At 64.7% G+C, this 25,132-nt stretch carries 23 protein-coding genes and 3 tRNA genes; 13 read left to right on the top strand and 13 right to left on the bottom strand.

Going from position 1 to position 25,132, the window contains the following annotated elements; all coding sequences use genetic code 11:
- The first annotated feature begins 12 nt into the window (after nucleotides 1-12).
- On the top strand, nucleotides 13-885 hold the full coding sequence (locus AB1286_RS17820; RefSeq protein WP_430365112.1) for a cytochrome c oxidase assembly protein: 873 nt from the start codon (nucleotides 13-15) through the stop codon (nucleotides 883-885).
- Nucleotides 886-888: 3 nt separating this feature from the next.
- On the opposite strand, the gene AB1286_RS17815 is transcribed toward AB1286_RS17820, so the two are convergent.
- Nucleotides 889-1,401: a GNAT family N-acetyltransferase gene (locus tag AB1286_RS17815; protein WP_430364497.1), complete on the bottom strand. Its 513-nt coding sequence runs from the start codon at nucleotides 1,399-1,401 to the stop codon at nucleotides 889-891.
- Nucleotides 1,402-1,489: 88 nt separating this feature from the next.
- Here AB1286_RS17815 and AB1286_RS17810 point away from each other — a divergent pair, with 88 nt between their 5' ends.
- Entirely contained in the window at nucleotides 1,490-2,773 is a 1,284-nt protein-coding gene (locus AB1286_RS17810) for a polysaccharide pyruvyl transferase family protein (RefSeq protein WP_430364496.1), read from the top strand.
- Between the two features lie 14 nt (nucleotides 2,774-2,787).
- Here the strand turns inward: AB1286_RS17810 and AB1286_RS17805 are convergent, their stop codons facing one another.
- Nucleotides 2,788-4,302, bottom strand: coding sequence for a PLP-dependent aminotransferase family protein (locus AB1286_RS17805; protein ID WP_430364495.1), 1,515 nt, complete (start codon nucleotides 4,300-4,302; stop codon nucleotides 2,788-2,790).
- A gap of 120 nt (nucleotides 4,303-4,422) precedes the next feature.
- Between AB1286_RS17805 and AB1286_RS17800 the strand changes: the two genes are divergently transcribed.
- The 3 genes from AB1286_RS17800 to AB1286_RS17790 all read left to right on the top strand — a co-directional run bounded on the left by AB1286_RS17800 (nucleotide 4,423) and on the right by AB1286_RS17790 (nucleotide 6,217).
- Nucleotides 4,423-5,061, top strand: coding sequence for an FMN-binding negative transcriptional regulator (locus tag AB1286_RS17800; RefSeq protein ID WP_430364494.1), 639 nt, complete (start codon nucleotides 4,423-4,425; stop codon nucleotides 5,059-5,061).
- A 108-nt stretch (nucleotides 5,062-5,169) separates the two neighbouring features.
- Nucleotides 5,170-5,805, top strand: a complete 636-nt coding sequence (locus AB1286_RS17795) for a LysE family translocator (protein WP_430364493.1) — start codon at nucleotides 5,170-5,172, stop codon at nucleotides 5,803-5,805.
- Nucleotides 5,806-5,884: 79 nt separating this feature from the next.
- Nucleotides 5,885-6,217 (top strand): antibiotic biosynthesis monooxygenase family protein, encoded by a 333-nt coding sequence (locus AB1286_RS17790; protein WP_430364492.1) that lies wholly within the window; start codon nucleotides 5,885-5,887, stop codon nucleotides 6,215-6,217.
- Between the two features lie 48 nt (nucleotides 6,218-6,265).
- Here the strand turns inward: AB1286_RS17790 and AB1286_RS17785 are convergent.
- The 4 genes from AB1286_RS17785 to AB1286_RS17770 form a co-directional block, all read right to left on the bottom strand.
- A tRNA-Cys gene (locus AB1286_RS17785) sits at nucleotides 6,266-6,339 on the bottom strand.
- A gap of 118 nt (nucleotides 6,340-6,457) precedes the next feature.
- Nucleotides 6,458-6,533: transfer RNA gene (locus AB1286_RS17780), tRNA-Gly, on the bottom strand.
- A 64-nt stretch (nucleotides 6,534-6,597) separates the two neighbouring features.
- Nucleotides 6,598-6,673 (bottom strand) — tRNA-Gly (locus AB1286_RS17775).
- Nucleotides 6,674-6,812: 139 nt separating this feature from the next.
- Nucleotides 6,813-8,123 (bottom strand): gamma-glutamyl-gamma-aminobutyrate hydrolase family protein, encoded by a 1,311-nt coding sequence (locus AB1286_RS17770; RefSeq protein WP_430365111.1) that lies wholly within the window; start codon nucleotides 8,121-8,123, stop codon nucleotides 6,813-6,815.
- Between the two features lie 223 nt (nucleotides 8,124-8,346).
- On the opposite strand from AB1286_RS17770, the gene AB1286_RS17765 reads away from it, so the two are divergent.
- The 7 genes from AB1286_RS17765 to guaD all read left to right on the top strand — a co-directional run bounded on the left by AB1286_RS17765 (nucleotide 8,347) and on the right by guaD (nucleotide 18,198).
- The gene (locus AB1286_RS17765) at nucleotides 8,347-9,726 is read left to right on the top strand and encodes an amidase (protein WP_430364491.1); all 1,380 of its coding nucleotides are present in this window, start codon (nucleotides 8,347-8,349) and stop codon (nucleotides 9,724-9,726) included.
- 89 nt (nucleotides 9,727-9,815) lie between these two features.
- The gene (locus AB1286_RS17760; RefSeq protein WP_430364490.1) at nucleotides 9,816-10,334 is read left to right on the top strand and encodes a disulfide bond formation protein B; all 519 of its coding nucleotides are present in this window, start codon (nucleotides 9,816-9,818) and stop codon (nucleotides 10,332-10,334) included.
- 340 nt (nucleotides 10,335-10,674) lie between these two features.
- Entirely contained in the window at nucleotides 10,675-12,210 is a 1,536-nt protein-coding gene (xdhA, locus tag AB1286_RS17755; protein ID WP_430364489.1) for a xanthine dehydrogenase small subunit, read from the top strand.
- Entirely contained in the window at nucleotides 12,207-14,660 is a 2,454-nt protein-coding gene (xdhB, locus tag AB1286_RS17750; RefSeq protein ID WP_430364488.1) for a xanthine dehydrogenase molybdopterin binding subunit, read from the top strand. Before xdhA ends, xdhB begins: the two co-directional genes overlap by 4 nt.
- Before the next feature lie 18 nt (nucleotides 14,661-14,678).
- A complete protein-coding gene (gene xdhC, locus AB1286_RS17745; protein WP_430364487.1) occupies nucleotides 14,679-15,746 on the top strand; it encodes a xanthine dehydrogenase accessory protein XdhC in 1,068 nt (355 codons plus the stop codon).
- Nucleotides 15,727-16,767: an adenosine deaminase gene (locus AB1286_RS17740; protein ID WP_430364486.1), complete on the top strand. Its 1,041-nt coding sequence runs from the start codon at nucleotides 15,727-15,729 to the stop codon at nucleotides 16,765-16,767. Before xdhC ends, AB1286_RS17740 begins: the two co-directional genes overlap by 20 nt.
- A gap of 123 nt (nucleotides 16,768-16,890) precedes the next feature.
- The gene (gene guaD, locus AB1286_RS17735) at nucleotides 16,891-18,198 is read left to right on the top strand and encodes a guanine deaminase (RefSeq protein ID WP_430364485.1); all 1,308 of its coding nucleotides are present in this window, start codon (nucleotides 16,891-16,893) and stop codon (nucleotides 18,196-18,198) included.
- A gap of 53 nt (nucleotides 18,199-18,251) precedes the next feature.
- On the opposite strand, the gene AB1286_RS17730 is transcribed toward guaD, so the two are convergent.
- Nucleotides 18,252-19,499, bottom strand: a complete 1,248-nt coding sequence (locus tag AB1286_RS17730; protein ID WP_430364484.1) for an NAD(P)/FAD-dependent oxidoreductase — start codon at nucleotides 19,497-19,499, stop codon at nucleotides 18,252-18,254.
- 130 nt (nucleotides 19,500-19,629) lie between these two features.
- On the opposite strand from AB1286_RS17730, the gene AB1286_RS17725 reads away from it, so the two are divergent.
- Nucleotides 19,630-20,361 (top strand): class I SAM-dependent methyltransferase, encoded by a 732-nt coding sequence (locus AB1286_RS17725; RefSeq protein ID WP_430364483.1) that lies wholly within the window; start codon nucleotides 19,630-19,632, stop codon nucleotides 20,359-20,361.
- Between the two features lie 67 nt (nucleotides 20,362-20,428).
- Here the strand turns inward: AB1286_RS17725 and AB1286_RS17720 are convergent, their stop codons facing one another.
- From AB1286_RS17720 to AB1286_RS17695, 6 genes are all read right to left on the bottom strand, one after another.
- On the bottom strand, nucleotides 20,429-20,866 hold the full coding sequence (locus tag AB1286_RS17720) for an excinuclease ABC subunit A (protein ID WP_430364482.1): 438 nt from the start codon (nucleotides 20,864-20,866) through the stop codon (nucleotides 20,429-20,431).
- Nucleotides 20,867-20,937: 71 nt separating this feature from the next.
- Nucleotides 20,938-21,369: a hypothetical protein gene (locus AB1286_RS17715; protein ID WP_430364481.1), complete on the bottom strand. Its 432-nt coding sequence runs from the start codon at nucleotides 21,367-21,369 to the stop codon at nucleotides 20,938-20,940.
- A gap of 52 nt (nucleotides 21,370-21,421) precedes the next feature.
- Nucleotides 21,422-22,651, bottom strand: coding sequence for a beta-ketoacyl-[acyl-carrier-protein] synthase family protein (locus AB1286_RS17710; RefSeq protein ID WP_430364480.1), 1,230 nt, complete (start codon nucleotides 22,649-22,651; stop codon nucleotides 21,422-21,424).
- Between the two features lie 8 nt (nucleotides 22,652-22,659).
- Nucleotides 22,660-23,886 (bottom strand): beta-ketoacyl-ACP synthase, encoded by a 1,227-nt coding sequence (locus AB1286_RS17705; RefSeq protein WP_430364479.1) that lies wholly within the window; start codon nucleotides 23,884-23,886, stop codon nucleotides 22,660-22,662.
- Complete coding sequence (locus tag AB1286_RS17700) at nucleotides 23,886-24,617, bottom strand: 3-ketoacyl-ACP reductase FabG2 (protein ID WP_430364478.1); 732 nt, start codon at nucleotides 24,615-24,617, stop codon at nucleotides 23,886-23,888. The genes AB1286_RS17705 and AB1286_RS17700 overlap by 1 nt, the downstream gene beginning before the upstream one ends.
- Nucleotides 24,614-25,129, bottom strand: coding sequence for a hotdog family protein (locus AB1286_RS17695; RefSeq protein WP_430364477.1), 516 nt, complete (start codon nucleotides 25,127-25,129; stop codon nucleotides 24,614-24,616). The genes AB1286_RS17700 and AB1286_RS17695 overlap by 4 nt, the downstream gene beginning before the upstream one ends.
- Between the last annotated feature and the right edge of the window lie 3 nt (nucleotides 25,130-25,132).

Raw genomic sequence — 25,132 nt, 5'->3', positions numbered from 1 at the left:
CCGGGAGTCGTGATGAACTTGCTTTATTGGCTCGACCCTTGGGAACCGTCGCCGACGGTCGTCATCGCCGTGCTCGCGGCCGCCATCCTCTATATACGCGGCGTCAAGCACGCCCGCGTCTCGCTGCTGCGCCAGATCTCGTTCTGGTTCGGGCTCGTCGCGCTCTATATCGCCTTGCATACGCGGCTCGATTATTTCTTCGAGCATGAGTTCTTCATGCATCGGTTGCAGCATCTCGTGCTTCACCACCTCGGACCGTTCTTCATCGCCTGGTCGTATCCGGGCGCGGCACTGCGCGCCGGCATCCCGTTCAACTGGCGCCGCCGTTTCGGACCTGCCGTGCGCACGCAGCCGATGCGCGCGGTGCTGAACGTCGTGTTCCATCCCGTCGTCGCCGTCGTGCTCTTCGTGGGGCTCATCTACTTTTGGCTGCTCTCGCCGATCCACTTCAAGGCGATGCTCGATTGGCGGCTCTATCGGATCATGAACTGGAGCATGGTGATCGACGGCCTGCTCTTCTGGTGGCTCGTACTCGACCCGCGCCCGGCGCCGCCCGCGCGCTTGGCACCGGGACGACGGATCATGATCGTCGTCGCGGCGATCCCGCCGCAAATCGTCCTCGGCGCACTGATCTTCTTTACGCCGCGCGAGCTTTATCCGATCTATTCGATTTGCGGGCGTGCGTTCACTTGGATCAGTCCGATTCGCGATCAGCAGATCGGCGGCCTGCTGCTATGGATTCCCGGATCGATGATGAGCGTGTTCGGTGCGCTCATTGCCCTGCGGCACTGGATGCGGCTGTCGGCACGCGAACGGCTGATCGAGGAGCGCCGTAGCGAAACGCCGCCCGCGGCCCGTCCGTCGGCGCCTGTCCAAGCGCATTGAGACTCAAACGGAACGCATCCAGATGTGAGGGATGCCATCGTCGTCGTGGATCTCGGAGACCGGCTCGAACCCGAATGCGCCATAAAACATTTGCAGATGCGCCTGGGCGTGCAGCTTGATCGCCGCCTCGGGCCATTGCGCGACGATGTGTTTGAGCGCATGCGCCAGCAGCGCGCTACCCATCCCGATGCGACGGAATGCAGACGTCGTCAGCACGCGGCCGATGCGAACATCGGTATCCGTCGCATCCGGCAACAACACGCGGAGATAGCCGGCCAGCTGCGGGCCCTTCGCCCCATCTTGGGCGGTGTCCCCCGCGTCGCCGCGCGAGTAGGCAAACAAGTGCCAGGCATCTTTATCGAGTCCATCGACATCGTTATAGACACATTGCTGCTCGACGACAAATACGGCGTTGCGTGCCTCGAGCATGTCGTACGCTTCGTCGGCCGTTAGATCGGCAAACGGTTTCCAGCGCCATTCCAGCGATGCGTGTGGATCTTGATCGACGTCGGCCATGGGCAACCCCCGGGGAAGTGGAACGGACGATTATCCCGCGACGGCGCGGACAATGCCAAGCCAGTGATCGCCCGTCGAAGCGCGTACGATGCTGACGACCGAGCACCCGATGCCGCGACGGCCGGTGCGCCTACCCGCTAGAGGCAAGCCCATGCAAGACGCGACGAGCGACACGCCGATCGAGACGATCCTCTTCGGCGCCTTCGATCGGCACAACTTCGGCGATCTGCTGTTCCCGCACGTTGTGGCAGCCATGCTGCCGGAGCGGCGTCTTCGGTTCGCGGGCCTGCTCGAACGCGATCTGCGCCCCTTCGGCGGCCACCTCGTCGAAGCGATCGCAAAGCAAGCCGCTTCGCGCGATGTTCGTCCATTCGACATCGTTCCCGTCGGCGGCGAGTTGCTGACTTGCGATGCGTGGGAAGCGGCCGTGATGCTGGCCCCCGAAACCCGCGTACGCGCGACGATCGACGCTCAGCCGGCTTGGGCGCGCGATCCGGCCGGATGGGCTCGCGCGAATTTCGGCCTGCCGGCTCGGGCGCCGTATGTGCTGTCGAAAGCGGATTTTCCCTGCGCACGCCGGGTGCTCTTCAATGCGATCGGCGGCGTCGACCTCGCGCAGCGCGATTCGCGGATGCGGGCCGATCTCGTTAGCGCGCTTCACGATGCCGATGACGTCACGGTGCGCGACGCGACGACTCAATGCCTGCTCGAAGCCGAAGGCATTGCGACGCGACGCCTGCCCGATCCCGCCGTAATGATTGCCGAGCTGTTCGGCGACATCGTCGCCGAACATGCAGCATCGGAAGCGGTGTCATCCGTCCGCGACACGTGCCCGAACGGCTATCTCGCCATTCAGTTCAGCGCCGACTTCGGCGACGACCGCACGCTCGACGAAATCGCGAGAGGCTTGGACCTTGCAGCCGCGTCGCACGGTTTGGGCGTCGTATTCTTCCGCGCAGGTATCGCACCGTGGCATGACACACTGGAGACGTACGACCGCGCTCGAAAACGGATGCGAACGCCGTCCGTATCGCTTATGACTTCGCCGAACGTCTGGGATATCTGCGCCGTCATTGCCGGCAGCCGCGCCTACTGCGGAAGCAGCCTTCACGGCAGCATCGTGGCCGCGGCGTTTTCCGTGCCGCACGTCAATCTTCGGCATCCCGCGCGAGGCTCGACGCAAAGCAAGCAAACGGCGTTCGCGAGCACATGGGAGGACAGCGATTGGCCCGGTGAAGTTGGCGTGGAGCAGATTGCGCAAGGCATCGAGAAGGCACTGCGGATCGATAGCACGCGCCTGGCGTTCACCGCACGGAGGCTTGTCGCCGAGTACCGTGCCGGATTCGCGCACGTCGTCGCCCTGACCGCCTGACGTGCCGCCGGGCACTACCGCAAATATCGCTTCGCCGCATCGACGATGACGGCGCTCAGACGCCGCGCCGCCTCCACCATCTGTTCATGCCCGAACCCTCCGAAGCCGAGCACCAGGCCGGGCCGCGCGGTACCCGGCGAGAACATCGGCGAAACGGCGCGCACCGACACCCCGGCGCTCACCGCCGCCGCGGCCACGAACCGATCGTCGATCTTCGGCGCGAGCCACAACACGAGATGCATGCCTTGGTCGCCCGGCTCGACCCATGCTAGGTCGTCCGGCAGCAGCGCGCCGAGCGTTTCGATCAGTTTGGCGCGATAGGCCGCGTAGACGTTGCGGACCCGGCGAACGTGACGCTCCAGATGCCCTTCGGCCAAAAAGGCGGCGAGCACGTATTGATCGGCGTTGGGCGGATGACGATCCATCAGCACGCGCGCCCCGCAAAACGCATCGACCAGCGCATCGGGGACGATCGCGTAGCCCAAGCGCAACGACGGAAACAGAATCTTGCTGAACGTGCCGAGATACACGACCCGTTCCGGCTCGAGTCCTTGCAACGACGGAAATGGGTAACCCTGGTATCGCAACTCGCTGTCGTAGTCGTCCTCTACGATCCAGGCATGGCGGGTCCGCGCCCACTCGAGCAAGGCACTACGGCGCGCCATGCTCATCGGCATCCCCAACGGATATTGATGCGACGGCGTCACGAACGCGGCGCGAGCGTGCGGTCCCATTGCCATCCCAGCTTCGACATCGATGCCTTCCGCATCCACCGGAACGCGAACCATCGTCTCGCGATGGCCCGTACTCTCGAGCACGGCCGTCACCCCGCGATAGGCCGGGTTTTCCGCCCAAACTTGATCGTGCGGCGCCAATAAGACCTGACTTGCCAGATACAGGCCTTGCTGCGTGCCGCTCGTCACGATGACCTGTCCCGGTTCGCAGCGCACGGAGCGTGACATGCGAACGTAATGAGCGATCGCCTCGCGCAGCGGCCGCGCACCGAGCGGATCGCCGTACCCCGCCGGCGCGCCGGGGCCCTTCGCGCGCACCTTATTGCCGAGCTTGCGCCAGACGTCGGCGGGCGCCGTTAAATCCATGGGAACCGAGACAGCGAACGGTACGGGAGCAAGCGGCCTGAATTCGGCGGCGATCCGCGCGAACGACGCGGCCGGCTCGGGAAGGCCGGGATGCCCTTCGCGTTCGCTCGCACCGCGCGGCTTGCTCGAGCGCGGCGATTCGGCTCGATGCGGTCCCGGCAATGTCGGCGCGACACAGGTACCGGAACCCGGCTTGGCGATCAAAAAACCTTCGGCAATGAGCTGTTCATACGCGCCGAGCACCGTACCGCGCGAGACGTCGAGCGCGGCCGCCAACAACCGTGTGGAGGGTAATGCGTCGCCGGCTCGAAGCTCCCCCTTGCGCACCGCCTCGCGCAATGCCCGCATCACCTGGCGACTGAGGTTTCCCGCTGCGGGGTTCAATGTGCCGAGAGAAGGAATGTCGGCGACCCGTGCTGTCCTCGCCATGATTCTGGTCCACAAAAATCAATCCAAATTGGACCTACAGGATAAGCCAGTTCTCTTCCACAATTCGGATAGCTCATCCGACGCGCCGACGTCTGCCACCCGTTGCCCTAGAGAACCACCATGTATATCCCAGCCGATTTCAACGAGCCTCGCATCGACGTTTTGCATTCGCGCATCGCGCAACATCCGTTCGGAACGCTCGTCACCCATGGCAAGAGCGGCTTGGACGCGAATCACATCCCGTTCGAACTGGACCCGCAAGCAGGCGAGTTCGGCGTATTGCACGCGCATGTCGCGCGGGCCAACCCGGTATGGCAGGACGTCGCCGATGGCGAAACGGTCTTGGTCGTCTTCCAGGCCGGCGATGCCTATATCTCGCCGAACTGGTACCCGACCAAACAGGTGGCGCACCGGCAAGTGCCGACATGGAATTACATGGTGGTTCACGCCCACGGGCGCATCACGATTCGCGACGACGAAAAATTCGTCCGCGGTCTAGTCGCGCGGCTCACGCGCACGCACGAAGCCTCGCAAGCTCAGCCGTGGAAGATGGGGGATGCGCCGAGCGACTACATCGAAACGATGTTGCGCCAGATCGTCGGCCTCGAAATCGAGATCACTCGCTTGGTCGGTAAAAGCAAGCTCGGTCAGAACAAAGACGTACGCGACATTCAAGGCGCCGGCGAAGCGCTGCGTGCGAGCAACCAGTTTCAAATCGGCGACGCGATGCTCGCCGAGGCCGCGCGCAAGCAAAAGTAGCCCGGTCCGATTCGCGCGACTGGCCCGGTCAAACTTGGGAAAATTGGTCATGGCGGACGGCGCCCAGTCGGCAACAATCGTGTTTCGCCCTCAACTTCAAGAGCCATTATGTCCGGCACCACTTTCTTTTCGGCCAATCTACTGCTCGCCTACGCCGCGTATTTCGTCGGTACGGCAAGCCCTGGGCCGAGCAACCTCGCCATCATGTCGATCGCTGCTCATCATGGACGCAAGGCAGCGCTCGCCTTCGCCGCGGGCGTTATTTCAGGCTCGATGTTTTGGGCTAGCGTCGCGACCTTGGGAATCTCGGCGGCCTTGATCGCCTATTCGCATTTTATCGTCGCCATCAAAATCTTCGGCGGCGTCTATCTCTTATGGCTCGCCTTTAAATCGGGACGTACGGCGCTTTCGGCATCGGTCGCCGCTTCGTCGAATAACGATCGGCCCGCTACGCTGAAGGGACTTTATACGAAAGGCGTCTTGCTGCATTTGACGAATCCCAAAGCAATCTTGGTGTGGGTGTCGATCGTGGCGCTCTCGTCGAATAGCGCGGGGGCCACGCACGGTGCCGTTATCCCGGGCTGCGCAATGATCGGCACACTCGTCTTCAGCGGATACGCGATGCTGTTTTCGATCGAATCGGCTCGGCGTATTTACAAGCGCACGCGCCGCGTGTTAGAAGGCTGCCTCGCTGTCGTTTTTGGAATCGCGGGCGTGCGGCTTCTCGCGTGGTCCTCGACTTAACTCGCGCCATAAAATGGGCGACCCTTAAACGATATTTTTTGACTAGGGGCGGCATACCCGCCCTTCAATCCTATCGCCCATGTACTCTTCAACCTTTATTTTCCGAGCCGGCCGGTACGACGAGGAATTCCATCGCCTTGACCAACGCATTGCCGAAGTCGCGCGAACCATTCCCGGTTATTTAGGCGAAGAGACTTGGGAAAATACACAGAGCGGGCTCATTCAGAATATTTACTACTGGGAGACGGAGCAGGCGCTGCTGGAATTGATTCACCACCCTTCGCATCAGGAAGCCAAATCGCAGCAATCGCGTTGGCTCGACGGCTATCGCGTCGTGATCGCAAAGGTCATGCGCGAGTATGGGGATGGTGCGCTGGCGATGTATAGCGCCGCCGCAAACGAAAAACACTGACGGAAAAAGAAAAACCCTGACGAGCATACGCTGGTCAGGGTTTCAATTTGGAGGCGCGAGCCGGAGTCGAACCGGCCTACACGGCTTTGCAGGCCGCTGCATAACCGCTTTGCTATCGCGCCAAAAGCGGATTCACCGGAGTATCGACGCCGCGCGAACGCGCAACGTTCCGGCTGATCGATTTAGCAACCCTGACAACAGGCAGCCAAATAAAAAGGGAAGCTTAGCTTCCCCCTTAACTGGAGCGGGAGACGAGTCTCGAACTCGCGACCTCAACCTTGGCAAGGTTGCGCTCTACCAACTGAGCTACTCCCGCGTATCCTACCTACTACTTCGCGCCATCTCAATCAATTACTTCGCATGAGATAACGCATCGAAACTGGAGCGGGAGACGAGTCTCGAACTCGCGACCTCAACCTTGGCAAGGTTGCGCTCTACCAACTGAGCTACTCCCGCAGTTTGCTGCTTTTTGCTTCATCCGACTCGCTCGCTAACCGCGTGCATCGGAGAAGCGAGATTATGTATAAAGCGCTGAAACGTGTCAACACTTTTTGCATCGACCGCGATGGAGGGCCACTGAGGGGCCCTCCATCGGTTAGAACCGGGTCTCGCGCGACGCACGCAAGAACGTGTCCAACAGCGGCGTGCAGTCGAGCAGTTCGGGCCCGCCCGCTCGATGAAATTCGGGGTGCCATTGCACGCCCACGACGAACGGCGCCCGCCGGTAGCGAACCGCCTCGATGAGTCCATCGTTCGCGGAAACGGCTTCGATATTCAGATCGCGGCCGAGCGTCCTCACCGCTTGGTGATGGATCGAGTTGACCACGGCTTCGCGCCGTCCCGGGAACATGCTCGCGAGCGTCGAGCCGTCCGGGAAGCGCACCGAGTGCCGATGCTGATCGTAGAACTCGCTCACATGCACGCCGGCCGTCGGAACTTCGGTGGCAATGTCTTGGTAGAGCGTGCCGCCGAACGCGACATTGATCAGTTGGCAACCTCGGCAGATGCCGAGCACGGGCTTGCCCGATTCGATGAACTCGTAGAGCAGCTCCAGTTCGTACATATCGCGCACTCGATCGCCGGGCCACTCTGGCCGCATGTCGCTCGCCGCGTAAGTTTGCGGCGAAACGTCCGCGCCGCCTTGTAGCAGCAGGCCGTCGAGGTGCTTGGCGTAATCGCGCAAGCGAATGTTGCTCGGATGGAGCATGCCTTGATGACCGACGGTCGGAATCATGAACACCATGACATCGCGCGACATGACCCAGTGCGCGACGGATTCCTCGAGGTATTGCAGCGTTTTGCCGCGCAGCCCGCGCGCGCCGGGTTCCGGATGGAAAATCCGCGCCGACACGCCGATACGCAGCGTGCGCTGCGTGATGCGCTGCCCCGCCCGGTCGAACAGCTGCCGGGCCCGGGCCGCAATGGTTCGCCCGAATACCGACCACGCGGAATCGTTGTGGCGCAGATAGGCCGGCTGCGTTTGCGAGACGGTGCTGCTCGCGGGCGGCGGACGCGGCGAATCGAAGTCGGGCGGCGCGCCGAAGCCCGGCGGCGGCGAACCGGGCGCGGCTTGCACGCTTGCCGTCTGTGCTGTCTGTGCCGCGCGTTCCTGCGCGGCCGTCTGCGCGGCGGCCGTCGCTTTCGCCTGCGCGGCGTCGGTCTCCAAGGTCGTCCCGGGAGCCGCGGCCGGCGTGGAAGTCACGGCGGACGCCGATTCCAGCGCGTCCGTCGCCGCGCGCGCCGCAGCACTGGGCGTATCCGTGGCGTTGGATGTCGTCACGACGCCGGTAGTACCGGGCATACCGGGAGATGTCGAGGCGGTGGCGGGCTCCGGCGGAACTGCCGGGGACGGAGAAGTCGATTGAGAGCCGGGGCGATCGGCGTTCGGCGGCGTGGTTTCGCTCATAACGATGGGCTGGCGCGTCGGCGATTGAATTGAATTCATTATCCGCCACTGAACGGGAAGGCCGCAAATCGCCGCATTTTCGTCGCCGGGCCGAAAAAAGGGGCAGCAGTTACAATCGTCGGCAAGCGTTGCCCGGCACCGCTCGATTCGTTCATCCACCCGCGCCCCGCTCGCGGTTACCGCAGTGCCTCGCGCGAGAACCATCGCTTCGATCCGACACTCTATGACTACCGATTTCGTCCCCTTTCCGCCCCTCGCCCGCCTCGCCTCGGATCTGGCGCAAGGGCGCACGACGAGCCGCGCGCTAGTCGATACCGCGCTCGAGCGCATTGCCGATCCGGCCGGACAAGGCGCCACGGTCTTTCTAGAGGTGGATGAGCGCCAAGCACGCGAGAGCGCCGACGCATTCGACCGCTTGCGGGCCGCAGGCACGGTACTTTCGCCGCTCGCCGGCATCCCCGTTTCAGTGAAAGACTTGTTCGACGTGCAAGGCCAAGTCACACGCGCCGGCTCGCGCGCACTGGCCGATGCCGCGCCCGCGAGCGCCGACGCACCCGCCGTCGCCCGGTTGCGGCAGGCAGGGGCCGTGATCGTCGGGCGCACGAACATGACGGAGTTCGCGTATTCGGGGCTCGGACTCAATCCGCACTACGGCACGCCGCTCTCGCCGTACCGTCGCGGCGAGGCGGGCGACGCCCGCATTGCGGGCGGTTCGTCCTCGGGGGCGGCGGCATCGGTCGCCGACGGCATGGCCGCCGTCGCGCTCGGCAGCGATACGGGCGGATCGATCCGGATCCCCGCCGCGCTGTGCGGGCTGGCCGGCTTTAAACCGACCGCGAGCCGGGTGCCGAGACAAGGCGCCGTGCCGCTTTCGACGACGCTCGACTCGTTCGGCCCGATCGGCGTATCGGTCGCATGCTGCGCGCTCGTCGATCGGATTCTCGCGGGCCTGCCGCCGCGCGTGCCGGAAGCACGGCCGATCGAAGGGCTGCGCCTCGGCGTGCTGACCCATTTCGTCACCGACGACATGGAGCCCGAGGTCGCAGCGGCGGTCGACGCCGCCATCAAGCATTTGGAAGCGGCGGGCGCGATCGTCTCCGATGTCCACTTCGCGCCGCTGAACGATCCGGCGTGGCCCAAGCGATTCGGGATTTCGTCGATGGAAGCGTACGCATGGCACCGCACGCTCATGCAAGCGCACGGCGAGCGCTACGATCCGCGCGTGCTCGTGCGAATCAAAAAAGGCGAAACCGCCCTCGCGGCCGATTACATCGATCTGCTCGCCGAGCGCGCCGCGCTGATCGAGACGGCGCAGCGCACGCTCTGGCGGCGTTTCGACGCGATCGTCGCGCCGACCGTGCCGATCGTGCCGCCGCGCGTGGCCCAGTGCGATGCCGACGATACGACTTACGCGAACATCAATGCGCTGATTCTGCGCAACCCGAGCGTTTTCAACATGCTGGACGCCTGCGCGGTCTCGCTACCGTGCCACGCACGCGGCCAGGCACCCGTCGGTCTCATGCTGGCAGCGGCGCCGCACGCGGACGATGCCCTGCTTGCCACAGCGCTCGCCGTCGAGCGGGTGCTCGAATCGATCCGCTGACACAGAGAGCCGACGTGGCCGGATTTAACGAACGTTTAAGCGAAAGTACCTAAAATTTACCGATTTCCATTTTGGGGCGTGAGCCACTCATGAACGATACGTCTTCGCTGCGCCGCGAGCGCAGCCTTCTCGTGCTGCTGGGCTTCGTCTGTCTAGCCCTCGTCGGCGGCGCGCTTTATCTGCAATTCGTCAAGCACGAGGATCCTTGTCCGCTTTGCATCATCCAGCGCTATCTGTTTCTGCTGATCGCGCTGTTCGCGTTCGTCGGCGCGGCACGCAAAGGGTGGCGGGGCATCGCCGTCTTCGAGACCTTGATTGCCGTTTGTGCCATAGCAGGCATCGCGGGCGCCGCCAAGCATCTGTACATCCAGCTCAATCCCGGTTTCAGCTGCGGTTTCGATGCGCTACAGCCCGTCGTCGACAGTCTGCCGCCGGCTCACTGGCTACCGAGCGTTTTCAAAGTGGGCGGTCTGTGCGAAACGGTCTATCCGCCGATCCTCGGCGTTTTGCTGCCCGGTTGGGCGCTGATTGCGTTCGGTCTCATTTTCGTCTCGGTCGCCACGAGCTTGTGGCGGCGGCGCGACCGGCGTCGGTTACGCGCCATCTGACTCGCGCCCGCATCCGAGCGGACGCAAACGCCCCGCGGCAATGCGGGGCGTTTGCGTTTGAACGCTCATGAATCGCGCGCTCCCGGCCGGGGTTAACCCGATATCTGCAACCGGCCTCGTTTCTTCCCTCATTGGCCGCGCCCCCGCGGCAACTTTGCTTTTCCGAGCGAATCGTACGAATGTCATGAGCGGCCGCGAATAGCGCCCATCAGCGCCAAGCGATGTCTTTGCGGCGCGTCGGTGCTATCTTCGGTCATGCATGGATGGCGATCCACGTGCGCGGGACCTCTGGCGGGCCCTCGCGTAACGCGCGCCTGGTCCCACCTTCGAGGATTCGGCTATGAAGACGCATCCCATCCGCTTTTATCACCGCGGCGCCATCCGCGAAGTCTCGGGCATTCCCGTCACGCGCACGGTGCTACAGCACCTGCGCGACGATATGCGCTGCACGGGCACTAAGGAGGGATGCGCCGAAGGCGACTGCGGCGCATGCACGGTCGTCGTCGGTGAACTCGACGCGGGCGGCGAACTCGTTCTGAAAGCCGTCAACGCTTGCATCCGCTTTCTTCCCACGCTGGACGGATGCACACTTTTCACCGTCGAAGACTTGCGCGCCCCCGACGGCGCCCTGCATCCCGTTCAGCAGGCGCTCGTCGACTGTCACGGCTCGCAATGCGGCTTTTGCACGCCCGGGTTCGCGATGTCGATGTGGGCGCTCTACGAAAACTATCCGCCCCGCGCCGGACTGCCGACGCGCGACGAAGTCGCCACCGCGCTCTCGGGCAATCTGTGCCGCTGCACGGGCTATCGTCCCATCGTCGATGCCGCCCAGCAAATGCTGGATATCGACCATTACGCCCGCGTCGCGCTCGATCGGGCGCCGATCGAGCAAGCCTTGCGCGAGATGCGCCGGGCACGGACCGACACGTTCAGCTACGCGAGCGCCGACCTTCGCGGCAGCGCCTTCGGCGAAAACCGGTTCTGGGCGCCCACTTCGCTCGATGCATTCGCGCAATTGCGCACCGAGCATCCGCATGCGCTCGTACTGGCGGGCAGCACGGACGTCGGGCTATGGGCCACGAAGCAATTGCGCGATCTGGGCGATGTGCTTTACGTCGGGCGCGTGGCCGAGCTCGCCGCCATCGAGCGCGACGCCACCCAGCTCACCATCGGCGCGGCCGCGACGCTCGAGGATGCCTACGCCGCGCTGATCGTCGACTACCCGGAACTCGCCGAACTCGGCAAACGGTTTGCGTCCCTCCCCGTCCGCAATGCGGGCACGCTCGGCGGCAACGTCGCCAACGGTTCGCCGATCGGCGATTCGATGCCGGCCCTCATCGCGCTCGATACGCAAATCGTCTTGCGGCGCGGCAGCGACACCCGCGTCATGCCGCTCGACGCGTTTTACCTCGGCTATCAGAAGACGGCGCTGGAGGCGGGCGAATTCGTCGCTGCGCTGCGTATCCCGCGTCCCGCCACGACGCTGCGCTTTCGCACATACAAAGTGTCCAAGCGCTACGACCAGGACATTTCCGCCGTTTGCGCGGCGTTCGCGATCGAGGTCGTCGACGGCACCGTCGCCAGCGCCCGCATTGCGTTCGGCGGCATGGCCGCCACGCCCAAGCGCGCCTCGCTGGCCGAGGCGGCGCTCATCGGCGGCGCCTGGAACGAACACGCGGTCGAGCGCGCCATGCATGCCCTCGCGGGCGACTACCAACCGCTGACGGACTTGCGCGCATCGAGCCGCTATCGTTCGACGATCGCGCGCAATCTGCTCCGGCGGTTCTGGCTCGAGACGCGAGACGAAGCGCCGCTGGCGCTCGCGCAAGTCGACGCCTTCGCGTTCGATGCCGCCTTCGCCAAGGAGGCGCCATGAATCGGCCTAACGATGCACCTATCGCCGATACCGCTTCCCGGGCGCAACGGCCGAACCCCGACGATGCGATCGGCGTGCCGCTGCCGCACGAATCGGCCGAGCTGCATGTAAGCGGCGAAGCGCGCTACACCGACGATTTGCCCGAACTTGCCGGCACACTGTATGCCGCGCTGGGGCTGTCGCGGCATGCGCACGCGCATATCGTCGGGCTCGATCTCACCGCGGTACGCGAGGCACCGGGTGTGGTTGCCGTGTTCACCGCGGCCGATATTCCCGGCGAAAACAATTGCGGCCCCGTCGTTCACGACGATCCGATACTCGCCGACGACCTCGTCCAATACCTCGGGCAACCGATCTTCGCCGTGGTCGCGACGTCGTACGAACTCGCACGACGGGCCGCCGCGCTCGCCAAGCGCGACGACGTCGTGCGCTACGAACCGCTGGAGCCGGTGCTGACGATCGGCGAGGCTCGTGCGCGGCACCACTACGTGCTGCCGCCGCAACGTTTGACGCGCGGCTCGCCCGCCGAACGCATCGCCCAAGCGCCGCACCGGCTCGACGGCGAATTCGAAGTCGGCGGCCAAGAACAGTTTTATCTCGAAGGGCAAGTCGCCTACGCGCTGCCGACCGAACGTAACGGCGTCCACGTCTATAGCTCGACGCAGCATCCGAGCGAGATGCAGGCCGTCGTCGCGCACATGCTCGGCTGGTCCGCGCACAACGTGGTCTGCGAATGCAGACGGATGGGCGGCGGTTTCGGCGGCAAGGAATCGCAATCGGCGCTCTTCGCCTGTGTGGCGGCGCTCGCCTGCACGCGCCTCGCGCGTCCCGTGAAATTGCGCGTAGACCGGGACGACGACTTTCTGATCACGGGCAAGCGCCACGACGCGCTGTATCGCTATGAAGCGGGGTTCGACGACGACGGCCGCATCCTCGGTCTGCGCGTCGAAATCGCGCTGCGGGCCGGCTATTCGGCCGACTTGTCGGGCGCCGTGGCAACGCGCGCCGTATGCCACGTCGACAACGCCTACTTCCTGCCGGACGTCGAAATCGTCGCGCTCTCATGCAAGACGAACACGCAGTCGAATACGGCCTTTCGGGGCTTCGGCGGCCCGCAAGGCGCGCTCGTCACCGAAGTGATTCTCGATGGCATCGCCCGCACGCTCGGCCGCGATCCGCTCGATGTGAGGATGGCCAACTACTACGGCATCGGCGAGCGCAACACGACACCGTACGGCCAAAGCGTCGAAGACAACGTCCTCGCCCCGCTCACGGCGCAGCTCCTCGAGTCGAGCCAGTACCGCGCGCGCCGCGACGCGCTGGCCGCCTATAACGCCGCAAGCCCCATACTGAAACGCGGCATAGCATTCACGCCCGTCAAGTTCGGCATTTCGTTCAACGTCGAGTTCTTGAATCAGGCCGGTGCGCTCGTGCACGTTTATCGCGACGGCTCCGTACTCGTCAATCACGGCGGCACCGAGATGGGTCAGGGGGTCAACACGAAGGTGGCGCAAGTCGTCGCCCACGTATTCGGGCTGCCGCTCGCGCAAGTGCGCGTGACCGCGACCGATACGTCGAAAGTCGCGAACACGTCGGCGACGGCCGCCTCGACGGGCAGCGATCTGAACGGCAAGGCGGCCGAGGCGGCCGCGCTTGCGATTCGCGATCGGCTCGCCGAGATGGCGGCGCGCACGCTCGGCGGCGAAGCGGCTCGCGTCCGCTTCGAGCAGGGCCAGGTGCATGGAGAGAACGCCTCGATCTCGTTCAGGCAACTCGTCGGCGCCGCTTATCTGGCGCGCATTCAACTCTGGTCCGACGGCTTTTACTCGACCCCGAAGATCCATTGGGACGCCAGCTCGATGACGGGGCGCCCCTTCTACTACTTCGCCTATGGCGCGGCGGTCAGCGAAGTCGTCGTCAATACGCTCACCGGCGAATCCAAGCTCGTGCACGCCGACTTGCTGCACGACGTCGGGCGCTCGATCAACCCGGCGATCGACATCGGCCAAATCGAAGGCGGCTTCATCCAAGGGATGGGCTGGCTCACGACCGAGGCGCTCTGGTGGAACCGCGAAGGACGCTTGATGACGCACGCCCCGTCGACCTACAAAATCCCGGCGGTCAGCGACACCCCGGCTACGTTCGACGTGCGGCTCTACGCCAATGAAAACGCCGAGCCGACCGTCTTCCGCTCGAAAGCCGTCGGCGAACCGCCGCTGCTGCTCGCGTTCTCGGTGTTCTTGGCACTGCGCGACGCCGTCGCCGCCGCGTCGACCGATAGGCGACGGGCGCCGCCGCTCGTTGCACCGGCCACGCCCGAGGCGATCCTCGCGGCGCTCGATGCGGTCGCCACCGCACCCGGCGATGGCACGAACCGTGCAGCGCTCGAGAACGCCGGCCGCGCGGCCGACGGATCGCCCCCGCCCGCCTGCACGAGCAGCGCGACTTGAACGGAGCACGACGAACGCATGCAACCCTGGCTCACTGAATTGCAGCAATTGCTCACCCACGGCGATGCCGTCGTGCTCGTGACGGTCGCCCGCGTCGAGGGTTCGACGCCGCGCGAGGCCGGCGCGAAGATGATCGTCACGCGCGAGAGCGCTCGTCACACGATCGGCGGCGGCCATCTCGAATGGCGCGCGATCGAAATCGCGCGTGAGGTGCTGCGCGACGGCATGCGCGTGCCGCGTCTGCGGCGGCTCGAGCGGCTGTCGCTCGGGCCGAGCTTGGGCCAATGCTGCGGCGGGGCCGTCGTGCTTGCCTTCGAACGGCTCGATATCGGCGATCTCGATTGGGTGGCCGCGCTCGGCAAATCGATTCAAGCACGCAAAGCGACGCAGCGCAGCGTATCATTCGGCCCCTTGCACGAACCTGTGCGGCTCTCGCCCGCGGATAGCGCCATGCAAGCGCCGGAGTGCCTGCTCTGGGACGGCGCCGGTTTCGACGAAGGCAACGCACTGCTGACCGAGACGATCGTCTCGCGCGACGTTCCGGTCATGCTCTTCGGATCCGCGCATGTCGCCACGGCCTTCGCGCGCGTGCTGTCCACGCTGCCGTGCCGCGTGCGCTGGGTGGACGAGCGCGATGCACGGTTCCCGCCGCCGCAAACGCTCGCCGAGTGGCCCAACGTGACGATCGAGGCGCGCGAGACGCCCGAGCATGCCGTCGATGAAGCCGTGCCCGGCACGGCATTCGTCGTCATGACGCACAACCATGCGCGCGACATCGTCCTTGCCGAGCGCATTTTGCGACGCGACGATTTTCTTTTCTTCGGCATGATCGGCTCGCGCATCAAGCGCCGGCAATTCGACGAGCGGCTTGCCGCGTTCGGCATCGACGAGGCAGCCATCGCCCGCATGGTCTGCCCGATCGGTATTGAAGGCATCGATGACAAAGCCCCCGAGGTCATCGCACTGTCCGCCGCCGCGCAGTTGCTGCAAGCCATCGAAGCCGCGCGCGCCGCTCCCACGGCCGTGCCCGACCAACCGTTTTCCATGCTGCAACCGCTGACCGACCATGACACCAAACCTAGCTAAAAAAATTGCCGGCGCGCCGAAAGCCGAGCTGCATATTCATATCGAAGGCTCGCTCGAACCCGAGGTCATCTTCAGTCTCGCCAAGCGCAACGGCGTGAAGCTTTCGTACGAATCGATCGAAGCGCTCAAGCGCGCCTACGAGTTCACCGATTTACAGTCGTTTCTCGACATCTATTACGCCGGTGCGAGCGTGCTGCTCACGGAGGAAGATTTCTACACGATGACGGCCGCCTACGTCGAACGGGCGCTGGCCGATAACGTCGTCCATGCCGAAATCTTTTTCGATCCGCAAACGCATACGGAACGCGGCGTCGCGATCAGCACGGCCGTGGCCGGCATCGAACGCGCGTTGGCCGAAGGCGAACAGCGCGGACTCTCGAGCAAGCTGATTCTCTGCTTCTTGCGGCACTTGTCGGAGGACGACGCGCTCGCCACCTACGAAGCGGCCCTGCCGCTCTTCGATACCTACGCGCATCGGCTGATCGGGGTCGGTCTCGATTCGTCGGAACGCGGCCATCCGCCGTCCAAGTTCGAGCGCGTCTTCGCCAAGGCCCGCGCGCGCGGCCTGAAACTCGTCGCGCATGCAGGCGAGGAAGGACCGCCCGCTTACGTTCACGAAGCGCTCGACGTCCTCAAGGTGGACCGTGTCGATCACGGCGTGCGCAGTATCGAGGACCCGGCGCTCGTGGCCCGGCTCGCCGATTCGCGTGTCGCGCTGACCGTCTGCCCGCTATCGAACATCAAGCTGCGTGTGTTCGACGATATGAAACAACACACGCTCAAGCAGTTGTTGGCGCAAGGCGTGGCCGTCACGGTGAATTCCGACGACCCCGCCTACTTCGGCGGCTACGTCAACGCCAACTACTTCGCCACGGTCGAGGCGCTCGATTTGAGCGAGCAAGAGGTCTACACGATTCTGCGCAACGGCTTCGAGGCGTCGTTCGTCTCGCCGCTCGAACGGCAGGCGTTGATCGACAAGCTCGACGCTTATTGGAAGGAGCCGGACCCGGCCCCGCACTGATTTCCCGACGCGGATCGCGCAAAACCGCCCGCGCTGCCGATTCGTTGCGTACGCAACGAGGGCATCGCTTCGCCGTGCGCTGCGCAGTCCGCACTTTTTTATCGCACTGAGAGACGTTCCATCATGAGTCAAAACGAACCGCGCACCGCCTACCGCGCCAAATTACTGACCTTCGTCGGCGACCCCGCGACGACGGCGGGCGGCGCCTGTTTCGAGGAAGACGGCCTGCTCATCGTCGAAGGCGCGCGCGTGGTGGCCGCCGGATCGTACGCGTCGCTGCGCGAGCAGCTAACGCCCGACACGAAGATCGTCGAGCGGCCCGGCAAGCTGATCGCGCCGGGTTTCATCGATACGCACGTGCACTATCCGCAAACGGAAATGATCGCATCCCCGGCGGCCGGCCTGCTGCCCTGGCTCGATACCTATACGTTCCCGACGGAGCGCGGTTTCGCGGATCCCGCGCATGCGAGCGAGGTCGCCGAGTTCTTCCTCGACCAGTTGGTATCGTGCGGAACGACGACGGCGCTCGTCTATTGCACGGTGCATAAGGGTTCGGCCGATGCGCTGTTTCAAGCCAGCGAGGCGCGCAATCTGCGGATGGTCGCGGGCAAAGTGCTGATGGACCGCAACTGCCCCGAGTTCCTGCGCGATACGGCGCAATCGGGCTATGACGACAGCGCGGCATTGATCGAACGGTGGCACAAGCGCGGGCGCCAGCTCTATGCGCTCACGCCGCGATTCGCGCCCACCTCGACGCCGGAACAGCTCGAAGCGTGCGGCGCCCTCGCCCGCCTGCACCCCGACGTGTTCATCCAAAGCCACGTATCGGAAAACACCGACGAGGTGAAATGGGTCGCCGAACTATTCCCGGGCCATCGCAGCTATCTCGACGTGTATGAGCATTACGGCTTGTTGCGCCGGCGCGCGGTGTACGGCCATTGCATCTATCTCGACGACAACGATCGCGCGCGAATGGCCGAAACGGGTGCGGTCGCGTCGCACTGCCCCACGTCGAACTTGTTTCTGGGCAGCGGGCTCTTCGATTTCGACAAGGCGGGCATCTCGGGTATGCCGGTCGCGCTCGGCACGGACGTCGGCGGCGGTACGTCGTTCTCGATGCTGCAAACGATGAACGAAGCGCACAAGGTTGCACGCATGACGGGGCATCACCTCACGGCGGCCCGTATGTTCTGGCTCGCGACGGCCGGCGCCGCGCAGGCGCTCGGACTCGCGGACACGATCGGCACGCTGCGTCCCGGCGCGGAAGCCGACTTCATCGTGCTCGATCCGGAAGCGACGCCGCTGCTCGCTCGCCGCACTGCACTCGCGCAGTCGCCCGAGGAGTGGCTCTTCGCGTTCGCGATGCTCGGCGACGATCGCGCCGTGCAAGAGACGTATGCGGCCGGCAAGCGCCTGCACCAACGCGCCTAAGGTCGAAATGATCGCGGCGCCGCTTGCTTGGCGCCGCGACCGCATGCGGGCCTTTACGCCTGCATCGTGCACACTTCGTGCAGGGCGTTGAACCGCCGCACCGGATCCGCGACGTACGGATTCGTCTCATCCCACGCGTAGCCGGCGAGAATCGAGCTGATCATCCGGCGGATCTTGGGCGTCTGATTCTCATAGAAGATGATGTCCTGCAACTCGCCCGTGTACCAGCGCTCCACGAACACGCGGAACGTATCGATCCCCTTGCGCAGCGGCGCATCGTATTCGACCGCCCAATCCACAGACTCGCCGTCGAGTTGCTTCAGTAGCGTTTGCACGGCGAGATGTGCGGAGCGCAGCGCAATCGTGACACCCGACGAGAACACGGGATCGAGGAACTCGCCCGCATTGCCGAGCAAAGCGAAACCCGGGCCGTGCAGACGCTCGACGTTGGCCGAGTAACCGGCGATCCGATTGACGGGCATCAAAAACGGCGCATCGCCGAGCAGGCGGGCGACGGTCGGCTCGGCATTCATGAGTTCGCGCAACTTCGCCTCGCGCTGCGCTTCGGGCACATCGAGGAATTCGGCATCGGCCACGCAGCCGATCGAGGTGCGCCCGCCGGCAAGCGGAATCATCCAGTACCACACGTCGCGACGCTCGGGATGCACGGCCACGCAAATCTTGTCGCGATCGGTGCTGCCGGCCGGCAACGCATCGCGTACGTGCGAGAACAGGGCGGCGCGCGTCGGCATACGGCTCGGCGTCTCGAGCCCGAGCAGCCGCGGCAAGACACGGCCGAAACCGCTCGCGTCGAATACGAAACGCGAAGCGACGCGATAGACGCGCCCTTCTTCGTCCGCGACTTCCAGCACCGGCGCATCGCCGGTTTGCAACGCGCGCACCGTATGGCCGAACCGCACCTGCACGCCTTGATCGGCCGCGCGTCGAATCAACAACTGATCGAATACGGCGCGCTCGACTTGATAGGTCGTGCCCCACCCTTCCGAATGCTTGTCCCGGAAGTCGAACGAGGAGGTCTTCTCGCCATGCACGAACGATGCGCCGTTCTTGTATTGAAAACCGGCCTCCACGACGGCCTTGAGCATGCCGGCTTCTTCGAGATAAGCCATGCTCTGCGGCAACAGGCTTTCTCCGATCGAAAATCGCGGAAAATGCTGACGCTCGAGCACCAGCACCGATCGTCCGGCGCGCGCCAACAACGCGGCAGCGACGGCCCCCGCGGGTCCCGCGCCGATGACGGCGACATCGATATGCTCAACTTCCCCGTATTCTGTACTCATCGTTATTTCATCCTTATGATTCGCTTACTTCCATGCTGGGCGAGCCGCGATCTCGTTTCGATGCGCAACCCAGCCGGTTCCGATTACAATCCGCGGCACTACGAAGAGAACCATCCGCGGGGAAGCCGACATGTCATCGAACTCATCACCTGCTGGGCGCCGTCACCCGACGTTCGTGCCCGAAACGGCCTTCGGCGTTTGGTTCCTACGCACGCACACGTGGGAACACCACGTGTTGCGCGTCGCCATCTACGATCTAAAGCAGCTCGTCGATACGCCGCTGCCTCAAGCGCCCGTCATCGTCGACGCCGGCTGCGGTCAGGGCATCTCGTTCAAACTGCTGGCCCGCGCGTTCAAGCCTAGCCGCATCGTGGGCGTCGATTGTCATCGGCCCTCGCTACGACTCGCCGAAGCAGCGGCGCGCCACGTCGGGGGCGACATCGAAGTCGTCCACGGCGATTGCGCCGAGTTGCCGCTACCCGATGCCAGCGCGGACATCGTCTTTTGCCACCAGACGTTCCATCACCTCGTCGAACAAGAGCGTGCGCTCGACTCGTTTTGGCGCGTCTTGAAACCGGGCGGTCTGCTGCTGTTCGCCGAATCGACGGACGCCTACATCAAGTCCTGGGTCATTCGGCTTTTGTTCCGCCATCCCATGCACGTGCAAAAGAGCGCCGACGGCTATCTCGACATGCTGCGCGCGAGGGGTTTCGTCTTCGCCGAGCGCAATATCTCGCTGCCCTACCTCTGGTGGAGCCGCGCCAAAGACTTCGGCTTGCTCGAGCGGCTCGGCTTGCATCATCCCAAGCCGGGCAAGCGCCGCGAAACGCTCGTCAACGTCGCCGCCCGCAAGCCGCTCTAACGCCGGCCGCCGGCAAGCGGACCGGCACGCATGGCGTAAGGCGCCGTGGTGCCGGTTGCCCGCACGCTTACTTCTTCAACGTGACGATGTCGCCCTTGAGCGCGACACCGGCGATCACCGCGCCCGCGCCGCACACGAATTGCGTCGAGCTTTCGGTCAGTTGGTCCTTGTAGTTGCTCTTGATGTTCACCACTGCGTTGCCGCCCATTTCACGCGCCCGCTTTTGCAGTGCGATCACAGCCGACAAGAACACGTGCTGACATGCGGCTTCGTCGCTGCGGCCGACTGCGTTCGTCTTCTTATTCGTCGCCGCTTCGCTCAGCGTCTTGAGCACGGCAGGGTGCGGCTGGCCGGCGAAATACAGCCCGATGTCGGCATCGACTTTCCCGTCGCCCGACTTCAGCGCGCTGTCGATCGAATACGATTCCACCGAGTTGCGTGCGATTGCGTGAGTCGCCGCGAACGACAATGCCATGATGGCGGCCAGCTTGAGGTGACGTTTCATTTCGTTGGTTTCCTATTTCTTCTTGGTTGTGGAACTGCGGTTTGCCGGGCGCAGCCCATGGCCCGGCGATTTCACTTCGCGTCGAGCGTGACCAACTGGCCGTGCACCTTCAGCGCGGCCGCACTCATGCTCGTCGCACACGTGAATTCGGTGCTGGAGACGGTATGCGTCTGGTGGAAGCTTGTTTCGATATCGATGACGGCGTTCGCACCGCGATCGAGCGCATCCTTGCGAAGCGCGTCGAGCGCTTGCGTCAGCGCCGCGTTGCACGACATCGTTTCGCCGTCGGTCTTGCGTGCGACGCGTACTCCTTCGGTCTTGTCGCCGAACGACGCGGTCACGGCCGGATGCGCCGCGTCGCCGAAATAGAACGCGACCTTGCTGTCCGCGCTTTGCGCGTCGAGCACCGGCTTCAAGGGATACGTGGTCGTGTGCGAACCGGCTATGGCGGCTTGCGCGCCGAGCGCGAACGTTGCCAGTGCCAACAAGTGCTTCCGTTTCATTGCGATACTCCTCGTTGTTGTCGTGTCAAAAATCGCAAAACCCCGTGAACCTTCATGCCGCCTCGAGGGTGCCGAACATCAAACTCGCGCAACTGCCGCCGAAGCCGAACGACACCGACATCGCGGCCCGCAGCGATGCCGCGCGCGTCGCCCGAACGATCGGCTTGCCCTCGGCGCACGCATCGAGCGATTCGATCCCGGTACTCCCCGCAATGAATCCATCCCTCATCATCAGGAGCGTATAGATCGCCTCGTGTACCCCGGCCGCGGCGAGCGGATGCCCCGTCAGGGCTTTCGTCGACGAAAACGCGGGCAGGTGCTCACCGAATACGGCCGTCAACGCCTCGAGCTCGTGCGCATCGCCGAGCGGCGTGGACGGCGCATGCGTATTGATATAGCCGGGTGCCACGCCGGCCTCGTCGAGCGCCCCGCGGATCGCGCGCGCGATTCCCACGGCACCCGGCGCAACCATCGCATGCGCTTCGGTCGCTTGGCCGAAGCCCGTCAGTTCGGCGTAAATCGAGGCGCCTCGCGCTCGCGCATGCGCGAGCGATTCGAGTACGAGCACGCCGGCTCCGGAACCCAGGACGAAGCCGTCGCGCGCCATGTCGTACGGACGCGATGCGCGATGCGGCGTCTCGTTGAACCGACGCGAAAGCACGCCCATCGCATCGAACATCAACGCCGTGTTCTCGTGCGATTCTTCGCTGCCGCCCGTCAAGACGATCTGCTGCCGCTCGCTCTGGATCAGTTGCATCGCCTGGCCGATCGCCAGCGCCGACGTCGTGCAGGCCGACGACGGCGAGTAACAAACGCCTTCAAGTCCAAACAGGTGCGCGACGTTTGCCGACACCGTGCTGCTCATCGATTGCGGCACGACGAACGGCGGTGCGCGTTCGATCCCGCGTTCGGTGACGAGCGCCATCGCCGCGTCGTAAGTCGTGAGCGCGCCCGCGCCGGAGCCGATCACCGCCCCAGCCTGCGGCGAGCGCAGCGCCGAGGACGCTAGCCGTGCATCGTCGATGGCCATGCGTGCGGCATGGCAGGCAAACCGCGCGGTGTCGCCCATGAAGCGCTCGAACTTCCGAGCGAAGGGCGTTTCGCCGGCGACCGATGCGTTGCCGGCCACTTGGCTCGCGAAGCCACGCTCGGCCCATGCCGGCATCCGCGCGACGCCGCAACGGCTCTCGCGCAACGCCTCTGCCACGAGCGCCAGCGAGTTGCCGAGGCACGAGACGATCCCCATGCCGGTCACGACCACACGTTGAGTGTCGGGACGCATCGCGCTCTTCATCGGCAACGCTTGAAGATTAGCGACGTGTTGATGCCGCCGAACGCGAAGTTGTTGCTCATCACGTACTCGGCGTCGATCGTCCGCCCCTCGTGCATGATGTAATCGAGCGGCGCACAGGCCGAATCGACCGCCGTCAGATTGAGCGTCGGCGCGTACCAGTTGCGCTTCATCATTTCGATCGTCCACCAAGCCTCGAGCGAGCCGCAGGCACCGAGCGTATGCCCGACGTAGCTCTTGAGCGAGCTGATCGGCATCGCGTCGCCGAAGACCGCGGCCGTCGCGGCGCTTTCGGCCACGTCGCCGCGATCGGTCGACGTCCCATGCGCATTCACATAGGCAATCGCCTCGGGCGGCAGCTTCGCATCGTCGAGAGCCATTCGCATCGCCTGCGCCATCGTCGCCGCGGTCGGCTGAGTCATATGCGCGCCGTCGGAATTGCAGCCGAAACCGACGACCTCGGCATGAATCGTCGCGCCGCGCGCGCACGCATGGTCGTACTCCTCGAGCACGAGCGTGGCCGCGCCCTCGCCCACGACGAGGCCGTCGCGCGCGGCGTCGAACGGACGCGGCGTCAATTCCGGCGCATCGTTACGCGTACTCGTCGCATACAGCGTGTCGAAGACGGCGACGGCGGGGCCTGACAGCTCCTCGGCCCCGCCGGCGAGCATCAGCGTTTGCTTGCCCGTCGCGATGGCCTCGTAGGCGTAGCCGATTGCCTGACTGCCCGAGGCGCAGGCGCACGAGGTCGGGATGATGCGGCCTTTCAGGTCCCAGAACAGACTGACGTTGACGGCCGCGGTGTGCGGCATCATCTGCACGTAGCTATTCGAGGTGACATCCTGCATCGAGCCGGTTTCGAGCATCGTGCCGAACGCGCGGATCGGTTGCACGGAGCCCGACGACGAACCGTAGGCGACGCCCATGCGCCCATCGGCGATCGAGGGGTCGGCGGCGAGCCCGGCATCGCGCAATGCGAATTCGCTGGCCCGCACCGCGTACATCGACACGAGGCCCATCGAGCGCGTCTTCTTGCGCGGATATTCGGGCGGCACTTGAAACTGCGGCAGCGGGCATGCGAGACGCGTGTGCAGTGACGAAAAATAGTCCCACTCGGGCATGACGCGCACGGCGTTGCGACCCGCGCGCAATGCGGCCTCGATCTCATCCCAGTGGGAACCGAAGGCCGTCACGCCGCCCATCCCGGTTACGACGACGCGCTTCATCAGATCATCCCGCCGTTCACGCCGATCACCTGGCGCGTGAGGTAAGAGGCGCCGTCGGACATCAAAAAGCCGACCGTCGCGGCCACTTCGTCGGGCCGTCCCACCCGGCCCATCGGTACCGTGGCGAGCGCGTGCTCGATGTGCTCCATGCCGGCGAGCATTTCCGTATCGACGAGCCCCGGCGCCACGCAATTGACCGTGATCCGGCGCGACGCAAGCTCGACGGCCAACGCCTTCGTGGCGCCGATCAATCCGGCCTTGGCCGCGCTGTAGTTGACCTGGCCGCGATTGCCCATCACGCCCGAGACCGACGCGATGGTCACGATACGGCCGCCTTGCTTGGCACGCACCATCGGCATCGTCAACGGGTGAACGACGTTATAGAAGCCGTCCAAGCCCGTTTCGATGACGGCATCCCAATCCTCGTCCGTCAGCGCCGGAAACGCAGCGTCGCGCGTGAGGCCCGCGCACAGCACGATGCCGTAATAGGCACCGTCGCGCGCAAGTTCGGCTTCGAGCACCTCGCGGCAAGCGGCCCTATCGCGCACGTCGAAACGCACGAGGTTGGCACGCCCGCCCTGTGCGACGATCGAATCGACGACGGCCTGGGCTTCGTTCACCCCGCTCCTGCAATGCACCGTGACGGCGAAGCCGTCCGAGGCGAGGCGATACGCAATGGCGCGGCCGATGCCGCGACTTGCGCCGGTAACGAGAACGCGCCGGCTGGTCATGACCTGAAACTCCCTTCGATAAATGCTTGAAAATCGGTCGGCTGAAACACCTTGACGACAGCCTGTGCGAGACACCGCTCGTCGACGGCGATCGTGCAGTCGTAGGCGCCATGGCCCTCTTCGCTCTTGAGCAGCTCTTTCGCCTCGATGCGCAAACGCGCACCCGCGGCGAAGCTCGGGCTTGCCGCTTCGTACCGGCTCGCACCGAGCAGCACCCCCGGCCGCGCACGGCCGCCCGCGCGCATCGCGTTCAGGCCCACATGCGCCGCGATCGCTTGCGCCATCAGCTCGATCCCGAGCCACGCCGGCATCGCGCCGTGCTCGTCGGCGTACCATGCCTCGCGCGCGACGCTCGCGAGAACGGTCACGGCGTCGTCGCTGCAAGCGACGATTTCATCGACCAAGCGCATCGTGCCTCGGTGCGGCAGCACCTCTTCGATCGCGGGATAGGCGGTATCGCCCGCAGCCTGGCGGGCGCCGATCGTGGATTCGGATAGGGTCGGCGTCGTCATCGA

The sequence above is a fragment of the Trinickia sp. NRRL B-1857 genome, from assembly GCF_050470685.1.
In the GTDB taxonomy this organism is placed as follows: Bacteria; Pseudomonadota; Gammaproteobacteria; order Burkholderiales; family Burkholderiaceae; genus Trinickia.
Note: the sequence above shows the minus strand (reverse complement) of the source record. Positions and strands in the feature narration are given on the sequence as shown.